The sequence below is a fragment of the Streptomyces sp. NPDC026062 genome (assembly GCF_055568375.1).
In genome coordinates, this window is sequence record NZ_JBVHOQ010000014.1 from 96,972 (window position 1) to 113,091 (window position 16,120).

Below are 16,120 nucleotides of genomic sequence, written 5' to 3' on the forward strand. Positions count from 1 at the left end.
CGGGAACCGGCCCCGGTGCGTCGGGCCCCGCCCGCTCAGAGGCGCCTGCAGTCGATGACGCCGCCCTTCTCGGTGCCCCGGGACAGCGTCAGCCGGACGTCGCGTCCCGTCACGCGCATGTGAAGGGTGTCCGCCGGCAGCTCGTCCCAGCCGGGCGCGTACGCGCAGTCGCCGTCGAAATCGGCCGGGATCGCCCCAGGGAAGCCGCTGACCGACAGCGCGGGCCGTTCCTCCTCACCGGCGGCCTCGAAGCCGTCCGGGGCGTCCACGGACACACCGTCGCCGTCGGCACCCCACGTCCCGGTGACGCCGCCGAACTGGTCGCTCTCCCAGGTCCCGTCCTTGTGGACGACGAGGGTGGCGTCCTCGCTCATGTCCTCCACCCGGTAACGCCACTTGCCCACGACGAAGGCCCTGATCGCCTGTTGCCTCGGCCCGCCGCCCGCCCCGTTGCCCCCGCAGGCGGAGACGAGTGACGCGGCGGCCCCCAGGGCCAGGTAGCGCAGCGCGGTCCGGCGCCGGATGTGCAGCGTGGCAGGTCTGGACACGGTTCCCCCCGGGTGCTGGTTCGTCAGCGGTCGGCGGCCCCTGTCCGAGGCCGGGGGGGGTCAATGTAGGGGCACGGTCCGCCGCACGGTAGACCGGAAACCGGTCCGCCGCACGGTAGACCGGAAACCGGCCTGTATGCCTTCGAAAGGCCTGTAACGGCGCTCTGCGGCCCGTACGCCGAAGGGCGGCCACCCTGGTCGGGGTGGCCGCCCTTCGTCTTGCCCTGGGCCTTACTTGCCCTTGGCGGCTTCCTTGAGCTTCGAGCCCGCGGAGACCTTCACGCTGTAGCCGGCCGGGATGTTGATCGGGTCGCCGGTCTGCGGGTTACGAGCGGTACGAGCGGCACGGTGGGTGCGCTCGAAGGTCAGGAAACCGGGGATGGTGACCTTCTCGTCGCCCTTGGCGACGATCTCACCGACGGTCTCGGCGAGCGCGGCCAGCACGGCGTCGGCGTCCTTGCGAGTCACCTCGGCGCGGTCGGCCAGGGCGGCCACCAGCTCACTGCGGTTCATGTTGTTACTCCCGTGTTCTTCTTGCCTGTGAGGCGTGAGATCGAAGCCGATGCTGCCAGGGCCCTCGGACAGTGCCCGGACCCGGGTCCGTTTTTCAGACCTTCGCGCCCCGTGGGGTCTCCCCCGGACGAAGTCCTTGGGGAAGCATCCTGCCCCCACCTGCGGCGGGAAAGCCAATCCGGCACTCTCCGGAGTCACACGAAAGGCACCACTGCCTCGTCATGGTGACGTTCCGTCGACTCCCCGAAAGCGGTCCGCACCTGTATGCGGGGCTCTACGGGACGCGTCGCCCGCCCACCCTAAAGGGGCGTTTGGGGCGCCGCGACCCGCGACGCGCCGGACATCAGACGGACGTGGGACCCGTCACAGCGGTACCGGCCGCCTTCGCGGCCTCCCGGACGGCTCCGGCGACCGCTCCGGCGACCTTGTCGTTGAAGACCGACGGGATGATGTAGTTCGCGTTCACCTCGTCCTCGGCGACCACGTCGGCGAGGGCGCGCGCGGCGGCGAGCATCATGTCCGTGTTGACGGCGCGGGACTGGGCGTCCAGCAGGCCTCGGAAGACGCCGGGGAAGACCAGGACGTTGTTGATCTGGTTCGGGAAGTCCGAACGCCCGGTGGCCACGACCGCCGCCGTCCGGCGGGCGATCGCCGGGTCGACCTCGGGGTCCGGGTTCGCGAGAGCGAACACGATCGCACCGTCGGCCATGGCCGCGACGTCGTCGCCGTCCAGCACGTTCGGGGCCGAGACGCCGATGAAGACGTCGGCGCCCACGACGGCCTGCTTGAGGGTGCCGGTGATGGACTCGGGGTTGGTGTTGTCGGCGATCCAGCGCAGCGGCGAGTCGGCGTCGGCGGAGACCAGGTCCTCGCGGCCGGCGTGCACCACACCGTGGATGTCGGCGGAGACCACGTGCTTGACGCCCGCGGCGATGAGCAGCTTCAGGATGGCCGTACCGGCTGCTCCGGCACCGGACATGACGACCCGTACGTCCCCGATCTCCTTGCCCACCACGCGCAGGGCATTGGTCAGGGCGGCCAGGACGACGATGGCGGTGCCGTGCTGGTCGTCGTGGAAGACGGGGATGTCGAGGGCCTCGCGCAGCCGGGCCTCGATCTCGAAGCAGCGCGGCGCGGAGATGTCCTCCAGGTTGATGCCGGCGAAGCCGGGGGCGATCGCCTTGACGATCTCGACGATCGCGTCGGTGTCCTGGGTGTCCAGGCAGATCGGCCAGGCGTCGATGCCGGCGAAGCGCTTGAAGAGGGCCGCCTTGCCCTCCATCACGGGGAGCGCGGCCATCGGGCCGATGTTGCCGAGGCCGAGCACCGCGGAGCCGTCCGTCACGACTGCGACGGAGTTGCGCTTGATGGTGAGGCGCCGGGCGTCCTCGGGGTTCTCGGCGATCGCCATGCAGACCCGGGCGACACCCGGGGTGTAGATCATCGAGAGGTCGTCACGGTTGCGGATGGGGTGCTTCGACGCCATCTCGATCTTGCCGCCGAGGTGCATCAGGAACGTACGGTCGGAGACCTTGCCGAGAACGACGCCCTCGATGTCGCGCAGACCTTCGACGATCTCGTCGGCGTGCGAGGTGGAGGAGGCGGCGATCGTGACGTCGATCCGCAGCTTCTCGTGGCCGGAAGCGGTCACGTCGAGGCCGGTGACCGAGCCGCCGGAGGACTCCACGGCCGTGGTGAGCTGGGAGACCGCTGTGCCGCTCGCGGGCACCTCCAGCCTGACCGTCATCGAGTACGAGACGCTGGGCGCCGTTGCCATGGCCGAGTCCTTCACTTTCCTCGGAGCTGCCACCCACCGGGAGGCGGCGGCGCGAGGCCGGGCACGCGCCCCCGGAGGCCGGACGCTCTTAGCTTCATTGCTACGCGTGGCCGGAACTCTCACTCCGGACACGCCTTCCGATATTCGCACCTACCGGCGAGTAGCCGGTAATGACTGCCGAGCCTCGGAAAGTTTCTTCCACCATACGAGATATAAGGGATCGGGTGGAACCCCCCGGGGCCCGGACGCAGGTCCTGCCCGGGCCCGGCAGGCGCGGGATCCCGCCGGGGCCCGTGCACAGACCCGTAAACAGAGACAGACCCACGCCACCGAAGGGTGACGCGGGTCTGTCTTCTTCAGTTGAACGGCACCGGCCCGCCATGCTCGCCTCGCGGCAAGTGGTCGCTCGAAGCGACGAAGGTTGGGCCCGGGGGCTTGGATCGAGCCGGTGCCGACTCCAGGCTAACAAACACCCCGGGGAAGTGATTCCCCCAGCGCGGACCGGCCGAAAAAAGGATCCCTCGCCCCCGCCTCCGGTGGCCCGTCAGTCCCTGAGCAGGTCCGGCACCCCGTCCCCGTCGGGCAGGTCCCGCTCCCCCGAGACGACGGTGAGCTGCTGGGTCGCCCGTGTCAGCGCCACGTACAGCACCCGCAGTCCCGCCGGGGACTCGTCCGCGATCTCCGCGGGCGAGACGACCACCGTGGCGTCGTACTCCAGGCCCTTCGCCTCCAGGCTGCCGAGCGCCACCACACGCTCGCCCAGCTCCGCGAGCCACGTGCGGGCCTGCGCCCTCCGGTTCATCGCGACGACGACACCGACCGTGCCGTCCACCTCGCCGAGCAGCCGCCGCGCCTCCTCCCGCACGGTGCCGGCCAGATCGCCGTCCCGCACGGTCTCGAAGCGCGGCTTCACGCCCGTGGAACGGACCGCGGCCGGCGACTCCATGCCCGGCATGGCGAGCGCCAGCACCTTGGCCGCCAGCTCGGCGATCTCCGCCGGGTTGCGGTAGTTGACGGTCAGCGTGAAGTTACGGCGCGGGCGGCTGCCCAGCGCCTCGTCACGGGCCGCCGACGCCTCGTCCGGATCGGACCAGGAGGACTGCGCCGGGTCGCCGACGATCGTCCAGGTGGCATGCCGGCCCCGGCGTCCGACCATCCGCCACTGCATGGGCGTGAGGTCCTGCGCCTCGTCGACGATGACGTGGGCGTACTCCGTGCGCTCCGCCGCCAGCCGCTCGGCCCGCTCCCACTGGGTCTCCTCGCGCTGCGGCATCAGCTCCTCCAGACCGGTGAGCTGGTCCAGCGGATCGAACTCGCGCTTGCGCTTGGGTCTGTTCGGGGTCCCGAGCAGGGTCTGGAGCTCGTCGAGCATCGCCACGTCGTGGACGGACAGCGGCCCGCGCCCCTCCGCGTCGAGCCGCTTCAGGGAGCGCGCGAGCCTGCGCACCTCGCCCTGGTTGAGGGTGCGGCGCGCCCACCGGGCGAGCCGCTTCTCGTCGGCCATGGACGCGAGCACCCCGCGCGGGGTGAGCTCGGGCCACCAGGCGTTCAGGAACTCGATGAACGGCGTCTCGGTGGAGACGTCCTCGTCGAACGACGAGCGCAGTTCGGCCGCGAGCTCCTGATCGGTGTAGCGGCCCCGGCCCGACGACCTGTTCCACAGCGCGTCGAGCAGCAGCTTGCGGGCGCGCGGGCGCAGCAGGTTGACCGGCGCGGTGCCGCTGAGCACGTTGTTGCGGATGCGCCGGAGCTCGTCCTCGTGCAGTTCGACCCGGGCACCGAAGGCCACCACCCTGAGCCGGGTGGGGGTACCGGCCTCCTGAGACGCCTGCTCGGCCTCTCCGAAGGCGAGCTGCCCCTCCTCCTGGGCCGCCGGGCGCGGTCCTGGCCGGTCCAGCGCCCCTCGGGCCGCCTTGCGCAGTACATGGAGCATCCGGGAGGAGCCCTTGATCCGTGCCACGGCCGGCTCGTCGTAGGTGGTGGCGCCCTCGGTGCCCGCCGCCTCGTCGGAGAGCGAGCCGACCGCGCGGATCGCGACCTGGCCCTCCTCTCCGAGCGAGGGCAGCACACCTTCGGTGTACGCGACCAGCAGCGGCGTCGGCGAGACGACGAGGATGCCGCCCGCGTACCGCCGCCGGTCCTGGTAGAGCAGGTACGCGGCACGGTGCAGGGCGACCGCGGTCTTGCCGGTCCCGGGACCGCCGGAGACCTCGGTGACCGAGGCGGCGGGGGCCCGGATCACCAGGTCCTGCTCGGCCTGGATGGAGGAGACGATGTCCCGCATGGTGTGGCTGCGGGCCTGCCCGAGCGCCGCCATCAGCGCGCCGTCCCCGATGACGGGGAGCGTGTCGCCGCCGAGGTACGCGGTCAGCTCGGGACGCATCAGGTCGTCCTCGACCCCGAGGACCCGGCGGCCCTTGGAGCGGATGACCCGGCGGCGTACCACCCGGCCCGGTTCCTTCGGCGTCGAGCGGTAGAACGGTGCGGCCGCCGGGGCGCGCCAGTCGATGACCAGCGGCGCGTAGTCGGAGTCCAGGACCCCGATCCGGCCGATGTGCAGCGTCTCGGCGATATCGGCGGTGCTGTCCTCCCGGACGGCGTCGTCGGCCGGTTCGACGGAGGTGAAGGCGCCGTCCGGGCCGCGTTCACCGTCCTTGCCGAGCAGCAGGTCGATCCGTCCGAAGAGGAAGTCCTCGAACTCGCTGTTCAGCCGGTTGAGGTGGATTCCGGCGCGGAACACCTGGGCGTCACGCTCGGCGAGCGCTCCCGGTGTACCCACCTGGCCGCGCTTGACGGCGTCATTCATGAGAAATTCCGCCTCGTGGATCTTCTCCTCGAGGCGGTGGTAAACACGGTCGAGATGTTCCTGCTCGACACCGATTTCCCGGTCCCGCAACGAATCGACAGCGGCATCCTGCGCGGCCACCGAGGCCCCCTTCTGACGTGCATTGGGCAGCCGTCAACCTTATGCGAAGGGGGGCCGTCGCGCACCTGCCGCCGGTATCGATCTTGCGCTGCGGGATATCGATTGCGTGTCGGCGGACGCGGGAGGGCGCGCGGACGCCGGGCGGGCGTCCGTGCGGGAGGACAGTCGGACGCCCGCGCCGGAGGCCGCTCGGACGCCCGCCCGGCGGGCGGAGCCGGTGATGCCGTAGCCGCACTTCGGCACGGACCAGGAGGTGGCGCCGGACTCCTTGGGCGTCGATACGGGAACGCTGAGCGCTCCATTCAGCGCACGTACAGGAATCTTCTGCCCGGCCGGTCCTACGGCTCCGTGCGCCCGCCGCGTTCCGGACTCCCCCGGTGCTCCGGGGACACATCGGGCGGGGACACGTCGGGCGGGGACGTGTCGGCGGGGCCTGTATGGCGGCGCCGGTGCCGGGCGACCCGTTCACGGTTGCCGCAGACCTCGCTGGAGCACCAGCGCCTGCGCCTGCCGCGTGAGGTGTCCAGGTAGACGCGGCGGCAGTGGTCACCCTCGCAGCGGCGCAGCCCGGCCAGGGCGACCGGGTCGGTGAGGAGGTCCACGGCGTCCCGCGCCACGGCGGCCAGCAGCGCCCCGCAGCCGGGCTCGGTGCTCAGGCCGCGTACAAGGGCACCGTTCCCGGCGCGCACGGCGCACAGGCCGGGCGGGGCGGCGGCCGCGAGCGCGTTGACGCGCTCCAGGGCACCGTCCGCCGCCCGCCCGCCGAGCTGCGCGGTCAGCAGCCGGTCCACGGCGCTCCGCAGCTGCCGGAACCGCAGGAGCCAGTGGTCGTCCACGGCATCGAGCCGGGTGCCCCTCGGTACGGCCCCGGCGGCCACCAGCCAGTCGGCGAGCCGTTCGGGCCGGTCCAGCGGGTCGGCGGTCCCCGGGCTGCCGGCCGCGGTCGCCGCCAGGTTCAGGCAGAGCCGTCCGGAGTCGAACCGCCAGTCGTACGAGCCCCTGCGCGCCGCCATGCGCATGCCACCGCCTTGGTCCGGTCGCCGTCCCCACCAGAGTGCCCCTCACAGCCTCGGGCCGTAACCCCTGCCACCGCGCGGACCCTCGTCAACTGCCCTCGTACGATGACCGGATGGACGACCTCCCGCGCACCGGCCGCCTCCGGGCCGGCTCCCTGGTGCTCCGCCCCTGGCTGCCGGGCGACCTCGCGGTCCTGATCGACGCGTACCGCGACCCGGCGATCCGGGCGGGGTCGCGCGCGCCGGTGGCGGACGAGGAGGCGGCGGCGCGCTGGCTGCGCGACCAGGAGGAGGGCCGGGCGGCCGGGCTGCGTCACAGCTTCGCCGTGGTGGACCCGGCTCTCGGGGAGGAGCCGGTCGGAAACGTCGTCCTCGTGCACTCCGCGCCCGGCTCGGGCGCGGCCGAGGTCGGCTACTGGACGGCGGCGCGCGCCCGTGGCCGAGGCATCGCCCCGCAGGCCCTCGAAGCGCTCACCGACTGGGCGTTCAGGGCGTTCGCCGGCGACGGACTGGTGGCGCTCGACCTGTTGCACCAGGTGGACAACGAAGCGTCGTGCCGAGTGGCGGAGAAAGCCGGATACGGCTTCGTGGAGGTGCTGCCCCCGCATCCGCCGTGGCCGGGGGAGGGCCACCGCCACATGCGCCGGGCGGACCGACCCGAGTACCGGACGCCTGGCCGCTGACAGGGGCGCCACTGCCACACGCGCCGGGCAGCGGAGGCAGGAACCGCCCGCGCCGGGCAGCGGAGGCAGGAACTGACCCGGCCGCCCCCGCAGACCGGACCCCCCGCCCCACCAGACTGACCCGGCCGCCCCCGCAGACCGGACCCGCCGCCCGCCCCGGCTGACCCGGCCACCTTCAGGCTCCGGACCCGGCCGGTTCACCGGTCACCGGGCCGTCGTGCAGGATGCGCTGGAAGAGCCGGTGATCGCGCCACGCCCCGTTGATGTGGAGATAGCGCGGGGCCATGCCGAACTCCTCGAATCCGCACTTGGCGAGCACGCGCTGCGACGCCTCGTTGTCAAGCAGCGTCCCGGCCTCGACCCGGTGCAGCCGCAGCTCGTCCCGGGCCAGTTCGCAGATCAGCCGCACCGCGGCGGTGGCCAGCCCGCGCCCGGCGAAGTCCACGTCCACCCAGTAGCCGAGGGTGGCGCTGCGGAACGGCCCGAGCATCATGCCGTTCAGGTTGAACGCGCCGATCGCCCGGTCCCGCGCGTCGCAGAGCACCCAGGGCATCATGCGCCCCGCGTCCCGGTCCGCCAGCACATCTGCCAGCCGCTCGCGCTGCCCCTCTTCGGTGTAGAAGGCGTCGGGCCGCAGGGGCTCCCAGGGCCGCATGTACGCACGGCTGCGGGTCAGGGATTCGGCGAGGGGGCCCGCGTCTGCCGGGACGACGGGCCGGAGCCGTATCTCCGCGTCGAGAGGGTGGATGCCATGGATCATCCCCGCACGGTATCCCGGTGCCGCGTGCTCCGGGCCCGGCACGCTCCCGGCGCCGTCGCCCGTACCGGAGGCGGCACGGCCACCGGTCCGCCCCGGCCGGGCCCTCCCGTCACCGCCTCGCCCCGCGACAACTCCGTCAGGCGTCCGCGTACTTGGCGTCCGAGGCCGGGTCCAGGGCCAGCCGGTAGCCGCGTTTGACCACCGTCTGGATCAGCCGGGGCACTCCGAGGGCGGTGCGCAGCCGGGCCATCGCCGTCTCCACCGCGTGCTCGTCCGTACCGCTGCCGGGCAGGGCGCGGAGCAGATCGGCGCGGGCCACCACCCAGCCGGGCCTGCGCGCCAGGGCGTGCAGCAGGGCCATGCCGGCGGGCGGCACCGCACGCAGTTCGTCGTCGACCAGGACGGCGTGACCGCGGATCTCGACGCGGTGACCGGCGACCGGCAGAGTCCGTGCCCGCGCGGGCAGTTCGCGGCAGATCAGCTGGACGAGCGGGCCGAGCCGGAAGCGCTCGGGCTGGGCGGTGTCGATGCCCCGGTCCTGCAACGGGAGAGCGGTGACCGGTCCGACGCAGGCCGGAAGGACGTCACTCCTCAGGGCGGCCGTCAGCTCGGTCAGCAGCCCCCGTTCCTCGGCCCGGCGCAGCAGGGAGACCGCGGCCGGGGCGCTGGTGAAGGTGAGCGCGTCCAGACCGCCCGCGACGGTGATGTCGATCAGCCGGTCGAGCGGGGCGATGTCCTCGGGCGGCATCCAGCGGTAGACGGGAACACCGACGACCTCGCCGCCGGCCGCGCGGAGCGACTCCACGAAGCCGGGCAGCGGTTCGCCGTGCAGCTGGAGGGCGATGCGGCGGCCCTCGACGCCCTCCTCCAGGAGCCGCTCCAGTACCTCCGCCATGGATTCGGACGCCGGTGACCAGGTCTCGGTCAGCCCGGCGGCCCGGACCGCGCCCTTGACCTTGGGGCCGCGGGCCAGCAGTTCGACCCCGCGCAGGGTGTCCAGCAGCTGTTCGCCGATGCCCCAGCCGTCGGCGGCCTCGACCCAGCCCCGGAAGCCGATCGCCGTGGTCGCGAGGACCACGTCGGGGACGGACTCGATGAGGTTTTTCGTGGCGGCGAGCAGCTCGCTGTCGTCGGCGAGCGGCACGATCCGCAGGGCGGGTGCGTGCACCACGTTGGCACCCCGCCGCCGCAGCAGGGTGGAGAGCTCTTCCGCCCGGCGCGCGGCGGTGACACCGACCGTGAAGCCCGCGAGGGGCCCGTGTTGTTCGTCGTCGTGCATGTGGTCTACCCGGCTCTCGTCCCGCTGCTGCTCAGTGGTGCGGAGGGACGAGCCTGTCAAGGAAGCGTGACAGGCTCGGTTCACCCGTATTTCCCGCCCGTTACGTCACCGGACATCTGAAGGCCCCCGGGGTCGCCCCCCGACCCCCGGCGGACCTTCCTGGGGCCATCATCACACCTGCGCATAGGTGAGCTCGGGCTTCGCCGGAACCGCTGCGGTGCGGCGAAGGTATACCGCCCAGGTGAGTACGGAGCACACCCCGTAGAAGGCGAGGAAGGACCAGAAGGCCGCCGTTCCGGTACCCGAGGTCTGGAAGGACTGCCGGAAGGCGAGGTTGATGGCGAGCCCGCCGAGTGCCCCGACCGCGCCGATGAGCCCCATCGCCGCCCCGGACAGCCGCCGCCCCTGGGCCGCCGCCTCCTCGCCCCGCAGCCCCTGGGCGATCGCCTTGGCGTGGAAGATGCCGGGGATCATCTTGTACGTCGATCCGTTGCCGAGCCCCGTGAGGACGAACAGGGCCGTGAAGCCGATGAGGAACACGGTGAGCGATTCGATGCCGGAGGCGTAGACGACGACACCGGTCGCCGCGGCCATGGCGGCGAAGGCCGCCAGGGTGATCCGGGCGCCGCCGTACCGGTCGGCCAGCCGGCCGCCGGCGGGCCTGATGACGGATCCCAGCAGCGGGCCGATGAAGGTGAGCGAGGCGGCCTGGAGCGGGGTCCGGCCGAACTGGGTCTGCAGGACGAGCCCGAAGGCGAAGCTGTAGCCGATGAACGAGCCGAAGGTGCCGACGTAGAGCACCGCCATGATCCAGGTGTGCGGGTCGCGCACGGCGTCCTTCGCGGCCCCGGTGTCGTTCTGCACGGGTGCGAGGTTGTCCATGAACTGAGCGGCGCACAGCCCGGCGACGACGATCAGCGGGATGTACACGCCGAGCACGATCCTCGGGTGCGTGGCGCCCGCGGTCCCGATGACGAGCAGCCCGGCGAGCTGCACGACGGGCACTCCGATGTTGCCGCCGCCCGCGTTCAGGCCGAGCGCCCAGCCCTTCTGCCGGAGCGGGAAGAAGGCGTTGATGTTCGTCATCGAGGAGGCGAAGTTGCCGCCGCCGATCCCGGTGAGCGCGGCCACGGCGAGGAAGGTGGTGTACGAGGTCCCCGGCTCCATCACCAGGAAGGCGGCGACCGTCGGCACCAGCAGGGTGAACGCGCTGAACACGGTCCAGTTCCGGCCGCCGAAGCGGGCGACGGCGAAGGTGTACGGCACCCGCACGAGGGCACCGACCAGGGTGGCCGTGGAGATCAGGAAGAACTTCCCCGCCGGGTCCACCCCGTACTCCGGGCCCATGAACAGGACCATCACCGACCACAGGGTCCAGATGGAGAACCCGATGTGCTCGGAGAGTACGGAGAACCAGAGGTTCCGGCGGGCGATCCGCTCACCCTTCTCCCGCCAGAACGTCTCGTCCTCGGGTTCCCAGTACTCGATCCAACGGCCAGCCATCACGCGCCTCCACGGGTGGTCGGGGTGTTGTCCCCGACGCTAGGGAGCGCGCGTTTCGGCGTGGTGCCGCGAGGTGACCGGTGCGCAACCTTGCTCTCACCGGGCCGGGGGCGGCCCGGTGAGGGTGGTCACCGCCGGCGGGACCGTGTGTCCCGGGCCGGCTGCCGCGCGGGGGCGCCGTTGGGCCAGAGCCGGGGCGGGCGCCCGGCCGCGACGTCCTCGACCCAGCCGACCGCGACGATCATCACCCCGATCAGGGGCCAGACCAGGATCAGTACGAGTACGTCGTACGAGTCGTCGATGTACGTACCGAGGTGGTCACCGACCCAGGGCACGTTCCACAGCTGGTCGATGATCGGCATGGCCGCCATCAGCAGCATGTTGTGCCAGAGGTAGATCGTCACGGCTCGGTTGTTGGCCAGGGTGACCGGGCCGTCCCAGTGGGCCAGCCGGCCCGGCAGCCGCTGCCACGACGGTGCGTACTGGAGCAGGATCGCGCAGAAGCCGAGCGACCAGGTGGCCTGGGCGAGCGGGATCTCGTCCAGGTTCCAGCCCTCCTCGGTGAGATGACCGGAGGCCCACCAGAGACCGAAGGCCATGATCATCGCGGACGACGAGACCGAGAGGTAGCGCGGGATCCTGCGCAGCACCCCGTCGTTGTGGGCGAAGCCCAGGATCCAGCAGGCGCCGAACACCGCGAAGTCGACGAGTGCCTCACCCGTCGCACCGGGGACGGTCACCGCGCCGGTGCCGATGACGGCGGTGAGGGCCACCGGCGCCGCCGGCGTCACCCAGGGCAGCCGGCGGAACGCCTTCAGCAGCAGCGGGGAGGCCAGCACGAACCACAGGTAGGCGCGGATGTACCAGAGCGGGCCCACCGACTGCTCGGCCCAGGACTGCTCCAGGAATCCGCCCTCGGAGCCGCTCTCCCAGGGGAACGGCGGCGAGCCGACGGGCAGGAGGTAGCAGCCCAGCCTGAGGAACCACCAGATCCCCTCCTCCCGGACGGGTTCGAGGCCCATGACGAACATCATCGGGACGACGAGCGCGCCCAGCACCCACATCGGCGGCAGCAGCCTGCGCAGCCGGCCGCGGATGACGCTCCACGCGGGCCGGTCGAGCGACCGGGCCATGAGTGAGCCGGCCAGGGCGAACATCACGCCCATGGAGGGGAAGACGACGGTCAGCCAGGCCCAGCCGAACAGGTGGAACACGACGACGCGGATCAGCGCGACGGCCCGCAGCAGGTCGAGGTAGCGGTCGCGGCCGCCCGCCTTCGCCCCGGCCGGGGCGGGTGTCGGTGTCGGGGTCGTCACCGGGACGGGGCCTGCCGGATCCGGCCCGGCGGGCGGCGCCGGACGACGGTGGTCCGGCACCGGGAGCGGCCGCTGCGGAGACGGCTGCGGGTGGACCGGGGGGTGGCTCGGGTGGGTCATGCGACGGGCCTCCGGTCGGTGCTGTGCCTGTGCCGGCTCGGCGACGCCGGTCCGGGCGCCGTCACGACTCCGGTACGGCGCAGCTTCTGCCAGCGGAGCCGGCCGCCGGTGAGAGCGGTGATCCAGGACTGGAGCAGCACCACGTACATGAGCTGCCGGTAGAGGACCTGCTGGAGGGGCAGCGAGATCAGATGGGTCATGCGCTCCCGGTCGAGCCGGAAGGCGTACGCGGCGCAGACCGCCTGCACGGCGAGGACACCGAGCCAGGCGGCGACGGTCTTCTCGGTGGGCCCGAAGACGAGCCCGTACAGCAGGAAGACGTCGATGAGCGGAGCGAGCAGCGGGGCGACGACCATGAACAGGGCGACGAACGGCAGCCCGACGCGTCCGAAGCGGCCGGACGGACCGCGTTCGATCACCGCGCGGCGGTGCTTCCAGATGGCCTGCATGGTGCCGTACGACCACCGGTAGCGCTGCGACCAGAGCTGCCGCACGGACTCCGGCGCCTCGGTCCAGGCGCGGGCGTTCTCCGCGTACACGACGCGCCAGCCGTCGCGGTGCAGGGCCATCGTGACGTCGGTGTCCTCGGCGAGCGTGTCGTCACTCATGCCGCCGATCCGGTTCAGCGCGTCACGGCGGAACGCCCCGACCGCGCCGGGGATGGTGGGCATGCAGCGCAGCAGGTCGTACATCCGGCGGTCGAGGTTGAAGCCCATCACGTACTCGATGTGCTGCCAGGCGCCGATCAGGGAGTCGCGGTTGCCGACCTTGGCGTTGCCCGCGACGGCCCCGACGCGGGGGTCGGCGAAGGGCTGCACGAGTTCACGGACGGTGGACGGTTCGAAGACCGTGTCGCCGTCCATCATCACGATGATGTCGTGACGGGCGTGCGCGATGCCGTTGTTCAGGGCGGCGGGCTTGCCCGCGTTGCGCTGGCGCACCACCCGGACGCCCGGCAGCCGCATCCGGTCGACGAGGTCCGCGGTGCCGTCCGTGGAACCGTCGTCGATGACGACGACCTCCAGCGGATGGTCGCTCGCCACCAGCGAACGGACCGTGCCGGCGATGCACTTGCTCTCGTTGTACGCGGGCACCAGGACGGACACCGGGCGGGTCAGCGGCCCGCCCCGGCCGAAGTCCCGTCCGCGGACCCGGCGGGCGTGCGCGAAGGACAGCGGCAGCATCAGCCCGAAACGGGCCAGGACCAGCACCCCGATGACGGCGAGACCCACCACCAGCACATCGGTGACGTGCTCGGAGACCTCCACGCCGTAGACGAACGCCTTGCCCTTCCAGAGCGCGTACCCGGTGACCGGGGTGTGTGCGCTGGGGGCGCCGAGGGCGGCGGTGAGGTTGTCGAACTCGTAGCCCCGCTTCTGCATCTTCGGCAGGAACTTCCGCAGGGCGGTGACGGTCTGGGACCGGTCGCCCCCGGAGTCGTGCATGAGGATGACGGCGCCCTCGCCGTGCTCGGGAGTGGCCCGGTCGATGATCGCCTCGACCCCCGGCCGCTTCCAGTCCTCGCTGTCGGTGTTGTTGACGACGGTGAGGTAGCCGCGGCTGCCGACGTACTGGGTGACCGGCCAGGACTTGTCGTCCATGGCGTCGGCGAACGAGGAGTACGGCGGCCGGAACAGGGAGGTACGGATGCCTGCCGCGCCCGCCAGCACCAGCTGGTTCCGGGAGAGCTCCCAGTCGATGCGGGCCCTGGACTGGTAGGAGAGGTCGGGGTGGTTGAAGGTGTGCAGACCGACCTCGTGCCCCTCGTCGACCATCCGGCGCACCAGACCGGGGTAGCGCGAGGCCATGGTCCCGGTGACGAAGAAGACGCCGTGCGCATGGTGCTTCTTCAGCTCGTCCAGTACCCGGGGGGTCCACACCGGGTCAGGTCCGTCGTCGAAGGTCAGCACGATCCGGTGGCCGGGGATCCGCAGCGTCCTGGCGGGCTCGGTGGCGCTGCGCGCGTCGATGACCGGGCCTCCGTCGAGCACCTGCTCGGGCACCCGGTCGGTGGCCGCCGGTGGCCGGACCCGGTGGTCGGCGAGGATCTCGCTGTGCACATAGCCGCGCAGCATCAACATGGCGAGCAGGGCGACGAGGAAGAGAAGCGGCAGCATGTAGCGCATGGGAAGTCTGCGCCGCCGGGTCTGCTTCCTGCGGTGGTGCCCGACCCGCGGGGCGGGGTTGGTCATCTAGCTGACGCCTTCTCGCTCTTGCACGGGGAGATCCGGTGTGGTGGCGGGCGGGGTCACGGGGTCCGGGGACGTGGGCGCCGGATCGGCGCCCGGTGCCCCGGAGCCGGTGGCCGACGCGGAGGCGGACGTCTCGCCGCCCGGCTCGCCGCCACTGGTGGCCGACGCCGCGCCGGTGTGCGGCACGGACTGCGCGACGCGGGCGTGGGCGGAGGAACCGCTCCGCGTGACGGGGGAACTTCCGGCGGCGGCGCCGCCGGTCCCGGTCGCGTTCTCCCCTGCCCCCGGGATGACGGACGGCGGGATGTCCCCGGTCGCCCCGGGTGAGACCTGCGCCCCCGGGCTCTTCCCCGGCACGGCCGGCGTCTGCACCCCTTCCGTCCTCCGCTCCTCCTGGCCGGACAGCGGCAGGACGGGCGCGGCGGAGTTGCCGCCGAGCAGGGCGACGACGAGCGTCACCGCGTAACCGACAAGGATCGCGGCAAGGACCCAGCCGAGACGACGGAGCGTCTTGCCGCGCCGGCCGCTCTCATCGACGAAGACCGGACGGTCGGAGCCTTCCGGAGCGCTGGGTTCCGGGAGCAGCTCGGAGAGCTGCCGTCCCAGACCGTCGAGCTGGATGGTGACTTCGTTGGGCTCGTGGGTGTGCCCCGCACGGGCACCTTCACGCCAAGATTCCACAGTTGTACGCACTTCCACTCAGGACCGGGTGCGCGCAACTGACCGGATATATACCGCCGGACCGGGCCCCCACCCTGTCCGCGTGCGCCCCCTACCACAGTGCACCCGGGCCACGAATGTAGCGCACGACGACGGCACTCCGAGCCCACGCACCGGCGTTGTTCCTCATGACCGATACATCTGTTTTCGAACCGTGGCGCGGTCACGGCCCGAGCGGTCCGGCCAGGGGAGCACGGACCAGGCGTGCGCGCCGGGTCGCACTCCCCTGCACGCTGGTATCGCCCCTCGGCCCTCGGCCCTCCGGCGCGGTGACGCCGCGCCCCGGCACCTCGGATGCGAAAAAACGAGGACCCCGCTGCCGGTGGCAGCGGGGTCCTCGTTCACATGGGAATTGTGGAGATGGCGGGAATCGAACCCGCGTCCAACGGTGCGGAACCAGGGCTTCTCCGAGTGCAGTTCGCTACGCTTTTCTCGGCCTCGGAGGTCACGCGAACAAGCCTCCGACAGGCCCAGCCACTGTTTGATTTCCTTCCAGGCCCCGTGACCGGGCTTAGAAGTTTAGATCCCTTGTTGATGCCAGGATCCGGGTCGGGATCACCCCCGGGCTGACACTCCGCAGAGTCTTCGCTCAGCTGCTAATTAGGCAGCGAGGGCGAAGGCGGAGGAATCGCGCTTAGAATTGGCGATTATTGTTTGCGACATATGGTTTACGAGATCATTGCCGCTTCCTCGACTCGCTTCCCCTGCTTCGACATCCGCTGTCGAAACCGATCATCCCCATGTTGATTTTTCAAAGGTGGTACACA

At 71.7% G+C, this 16,120-nt stretch carries 12 protein-coding genes and 1 other RNA gene; 1 reads left to right on the top strand and 12 read right to left on the bottom strand.

Going from position 1 to position 16,120, the window contains the following annotated elements:
* Positions 1-35: 35 nt before the first annotated feature.
* From ACZ4LX_RS15465 to ACZ4LX_RS15485, 5 genes are all read right to left on the bottom strand, one after another.
* Positions 36-548, bottom strand: coding sequence for a hypothetical protein (locus ACZ4LX_RS15465; RefSeq protein ID WP_467644049.1), 513 nt, complete (start codon positions 546-548; stop codon positions 36-38).
* Positions 549-779: 231 nt separating this feature from the next.
* The gene (locus tag ACZ4LX_RS15470) at positions 780-1,061 is read right to left on the bottom strand and encodes an HU family DNA-binding protein (protein ID WP_003968811.1); all 282 of its coding nucleotides are present in this window, start codon (positions 1,059-1,061) and stop codon (positions 780-782) included.
* A gap of 343 nt (positions 1,062-1,404) precedes the next feature.
* Entirely contained in the window at positions 1,405-2,838 is a 1,434-nt protein-coding gene (locus tag ACZ4LX_RS15475) for an NAD-dependent malic enzyme (RefSeq protein ID WP_467644052.1), read from the bottom strand.
* 544 nt (positions 2,839-3,382) lie between these two features.
* Complete coding sequence (locus tag ACZ4LX_RS15480; RefSeq protein WP_467644056.1) at positions 3,383-5,764, bottom strand: HelD family protein; 2,382 nt, start codon at positions 5,762-5,764, stop codon at positions 3,383-3,385.
* A 338-nt stretch (positions 5,765-6,102) separates the two neighbouring features.
* Entirely contained in the window at positions 6,103-6,777 is a 675-nt protein-coding gene (locus ACZ4LX_RS15485; protein WP_467644060.1) for a CGNR zinc finger domain-containing protein, read from the bottom strand.
* A 116-nt stretch (positions 6,778-6,893) separates the two neighbouring features.
* Between ACZ4LX_RS15485 and ACZ4LX_RS15490 the strand changes: the two genes are divergently transcribed.
* Positions 6,894-7,463 carry a GNAT family N-acetyltransferase gene (locus tag ACZ4LX_RS15490; RefSeq protein WP_467644063.1) on the top strand — a complete coding sequence of 190 codons (570 nt, stop codon included), beginning with the start codon at positions 6,894-6,896 and terminating at the stop codon, positions 7,461-7,463.
* A gap of 175 nt (positions 7,464-7,638) precedes the next feature.
* On the opposite strand, the gene ACZ4LX_RS15495 is transcribed toward ACZ4LX_RS15490, so the two are convergent.
* The 7 genes from ACZ4LX_RS15495 to ssrA all read right to left on the bottom strand — a co-directional run bounded on the left by ACZ4LX_RS15495 (position 7,639) and on the right by ssrA (position 16,093).
* Complete coding sequence (locus ACZ4LX_RS15495; RefSeq protein WP_467644065.1) at positions 7,639-8,223, bottom strand: GNAT family N-acetyltransferase; 585 nt, start codon at positions 8,221-8,223, stop codon at positions 7,639-7,641.
* Between the two features lie 136 nt (positions 8,224-8,359).
* Positions 8,360-9,502, bottom strand: a complete 1,143-nt coding sequence (locus ACZ4LX_RS15500; protein WP_467644070.1) for a uroporphyrinogen-III synthase — start codon at positions 9,500-9,502, stop codon at positions 8,360-8,362.
* A gap of 171 nt (positions 9,503-9,673) precedes the next feature.
* Positions 9,674-11,005 carry a nitrate/nitrite transporter gene (locus tag ACZ4LX_RS15505; protein ID WP_467644074.1) on the bottom strand — a complete coding sequence of 444 codons (1,332 nt, stop codon included), beginning with the start codon at positions 11,003-11,005 and terminating at the stop codon, positions 9,674-9,676.
* A gap of 128 nt (positions 11,006-11,133) precedes the next feature.
* On the bottom strand, positions 11,134-12,441 hold the full coding sequence (locus ACZ4LX_RS15510) for an acyltransferase family protein (RefSeq protein ID WP_467644078.1): 1,308 nt from the start codon (positions 12,439-12,441) through the stop codon (positions 11,134-11,136).
* Complete coding sequence (locus tag ACZ4LX_RS15515; RefSeq protein ID WP_467644215.1) at positions 12,438-14,567, bottom strand: glycosyltransferase; 2,130 nt, start codon at positions 14,565-14,567, stop codon at positions 12,438-12,440. Before ACZ4LX_RS15515 ends, ACZ4LX_RS15510 begins: the two co-directional genes overlap by 4 nt.
* A gap of 66 nt (positions 14,568-14,633) precedes the next feature.
* Positions 14,634-15,314 carry a hypothetical protein gene (locus tag ACZ4LX_RS15520; RefSeq protein ID WP_467644082.1) on the bottom strand — a complete coding sequence of 227 codons (681 nt, stop codon included), beginning with the start codon at positions 15,312-15,314 and terminating at the stop codon, positions 14,634-14,636.
* A gap of 391 nt (positions 15,315-15,705) precedes the next feature.
* Positions 15,706-16,093: a transfer-messenger RNA gene (gene ssrA, locus ACZ4LX_RS15525) on the bottom strand.
* Positions 16,094-16,120 lie beyond the last annotated feature (27 nt).

Bases quoted from the DNA above. Each gene is read 5' to 3' on its own strand.
- ACZ4LX_RS15510 (WP_467644078.1), bottom strand. From the start codon at position 12,441: ATGACCCACCCGAGCCACCCCCCGGTCCACCCGCAGCCGTCTCCGCAG.
- ACZ4LX_RS15500 (WP_467644070.1), bottom strand. From the start codon at position 9,502: ATGCACGACGACGAACAACACGGGCCCCTCGCGGGCTTCACGGTCGGT.
- ACZ4LX_RS15495 (WP_467644065.1), bottom strand. From the start codon at position 8,223: ATGATCCATGGCATCCACCCTCTCGACGCGGAGATACGGCTCCGGCCC.
- ACZ4LX_RS15470 (WP_003968811.1), bottom strand. From the start codon at position 1,061: ATGAACCGCAGTGAGCTGGTGGCCGCCCTGGCCGACCGCGCCGAGGTG.
- ACZ4LX_RS15515 (WP_467644215.1), bottom strand. From the start codon at position 14,567: ATGCGCTACATGCTGCCGCTTCTCTTCCTCGTCGCCCTGCTCGCCATG.
- ACZ4LX_RS15490 (WP_467644063.1), top strand. From the start codon at position 6,894: ATGGACGACCTCCCGCGCACCGGCCGCCTCCGGGCCGGCTCCCTGGTG.
- ACZ4LX_RS15475 (WP_467644052.1), bottom strand. From the start codon at position 2,838: ATGGCAACGGCGCCCAGCGTCTCGTACTCGATGACGGTCAGGCTGGAG.
- ACZ4LX_RS15485 (WP_467644060.1), bottom strand. From the start codon at position 6,777: ATGGCGGCGCGCAGGGGCTCGTACGACTGGCGGTTCGACTCCGGACGG.
- ACZ4LX_RS15505 (WP_467644074.1), bottom strand. From the start codon at position 11,005: ATGGCTGGCCGTTGGATCGAGTACTGGGAACCCGAGGACGAGACGTTC.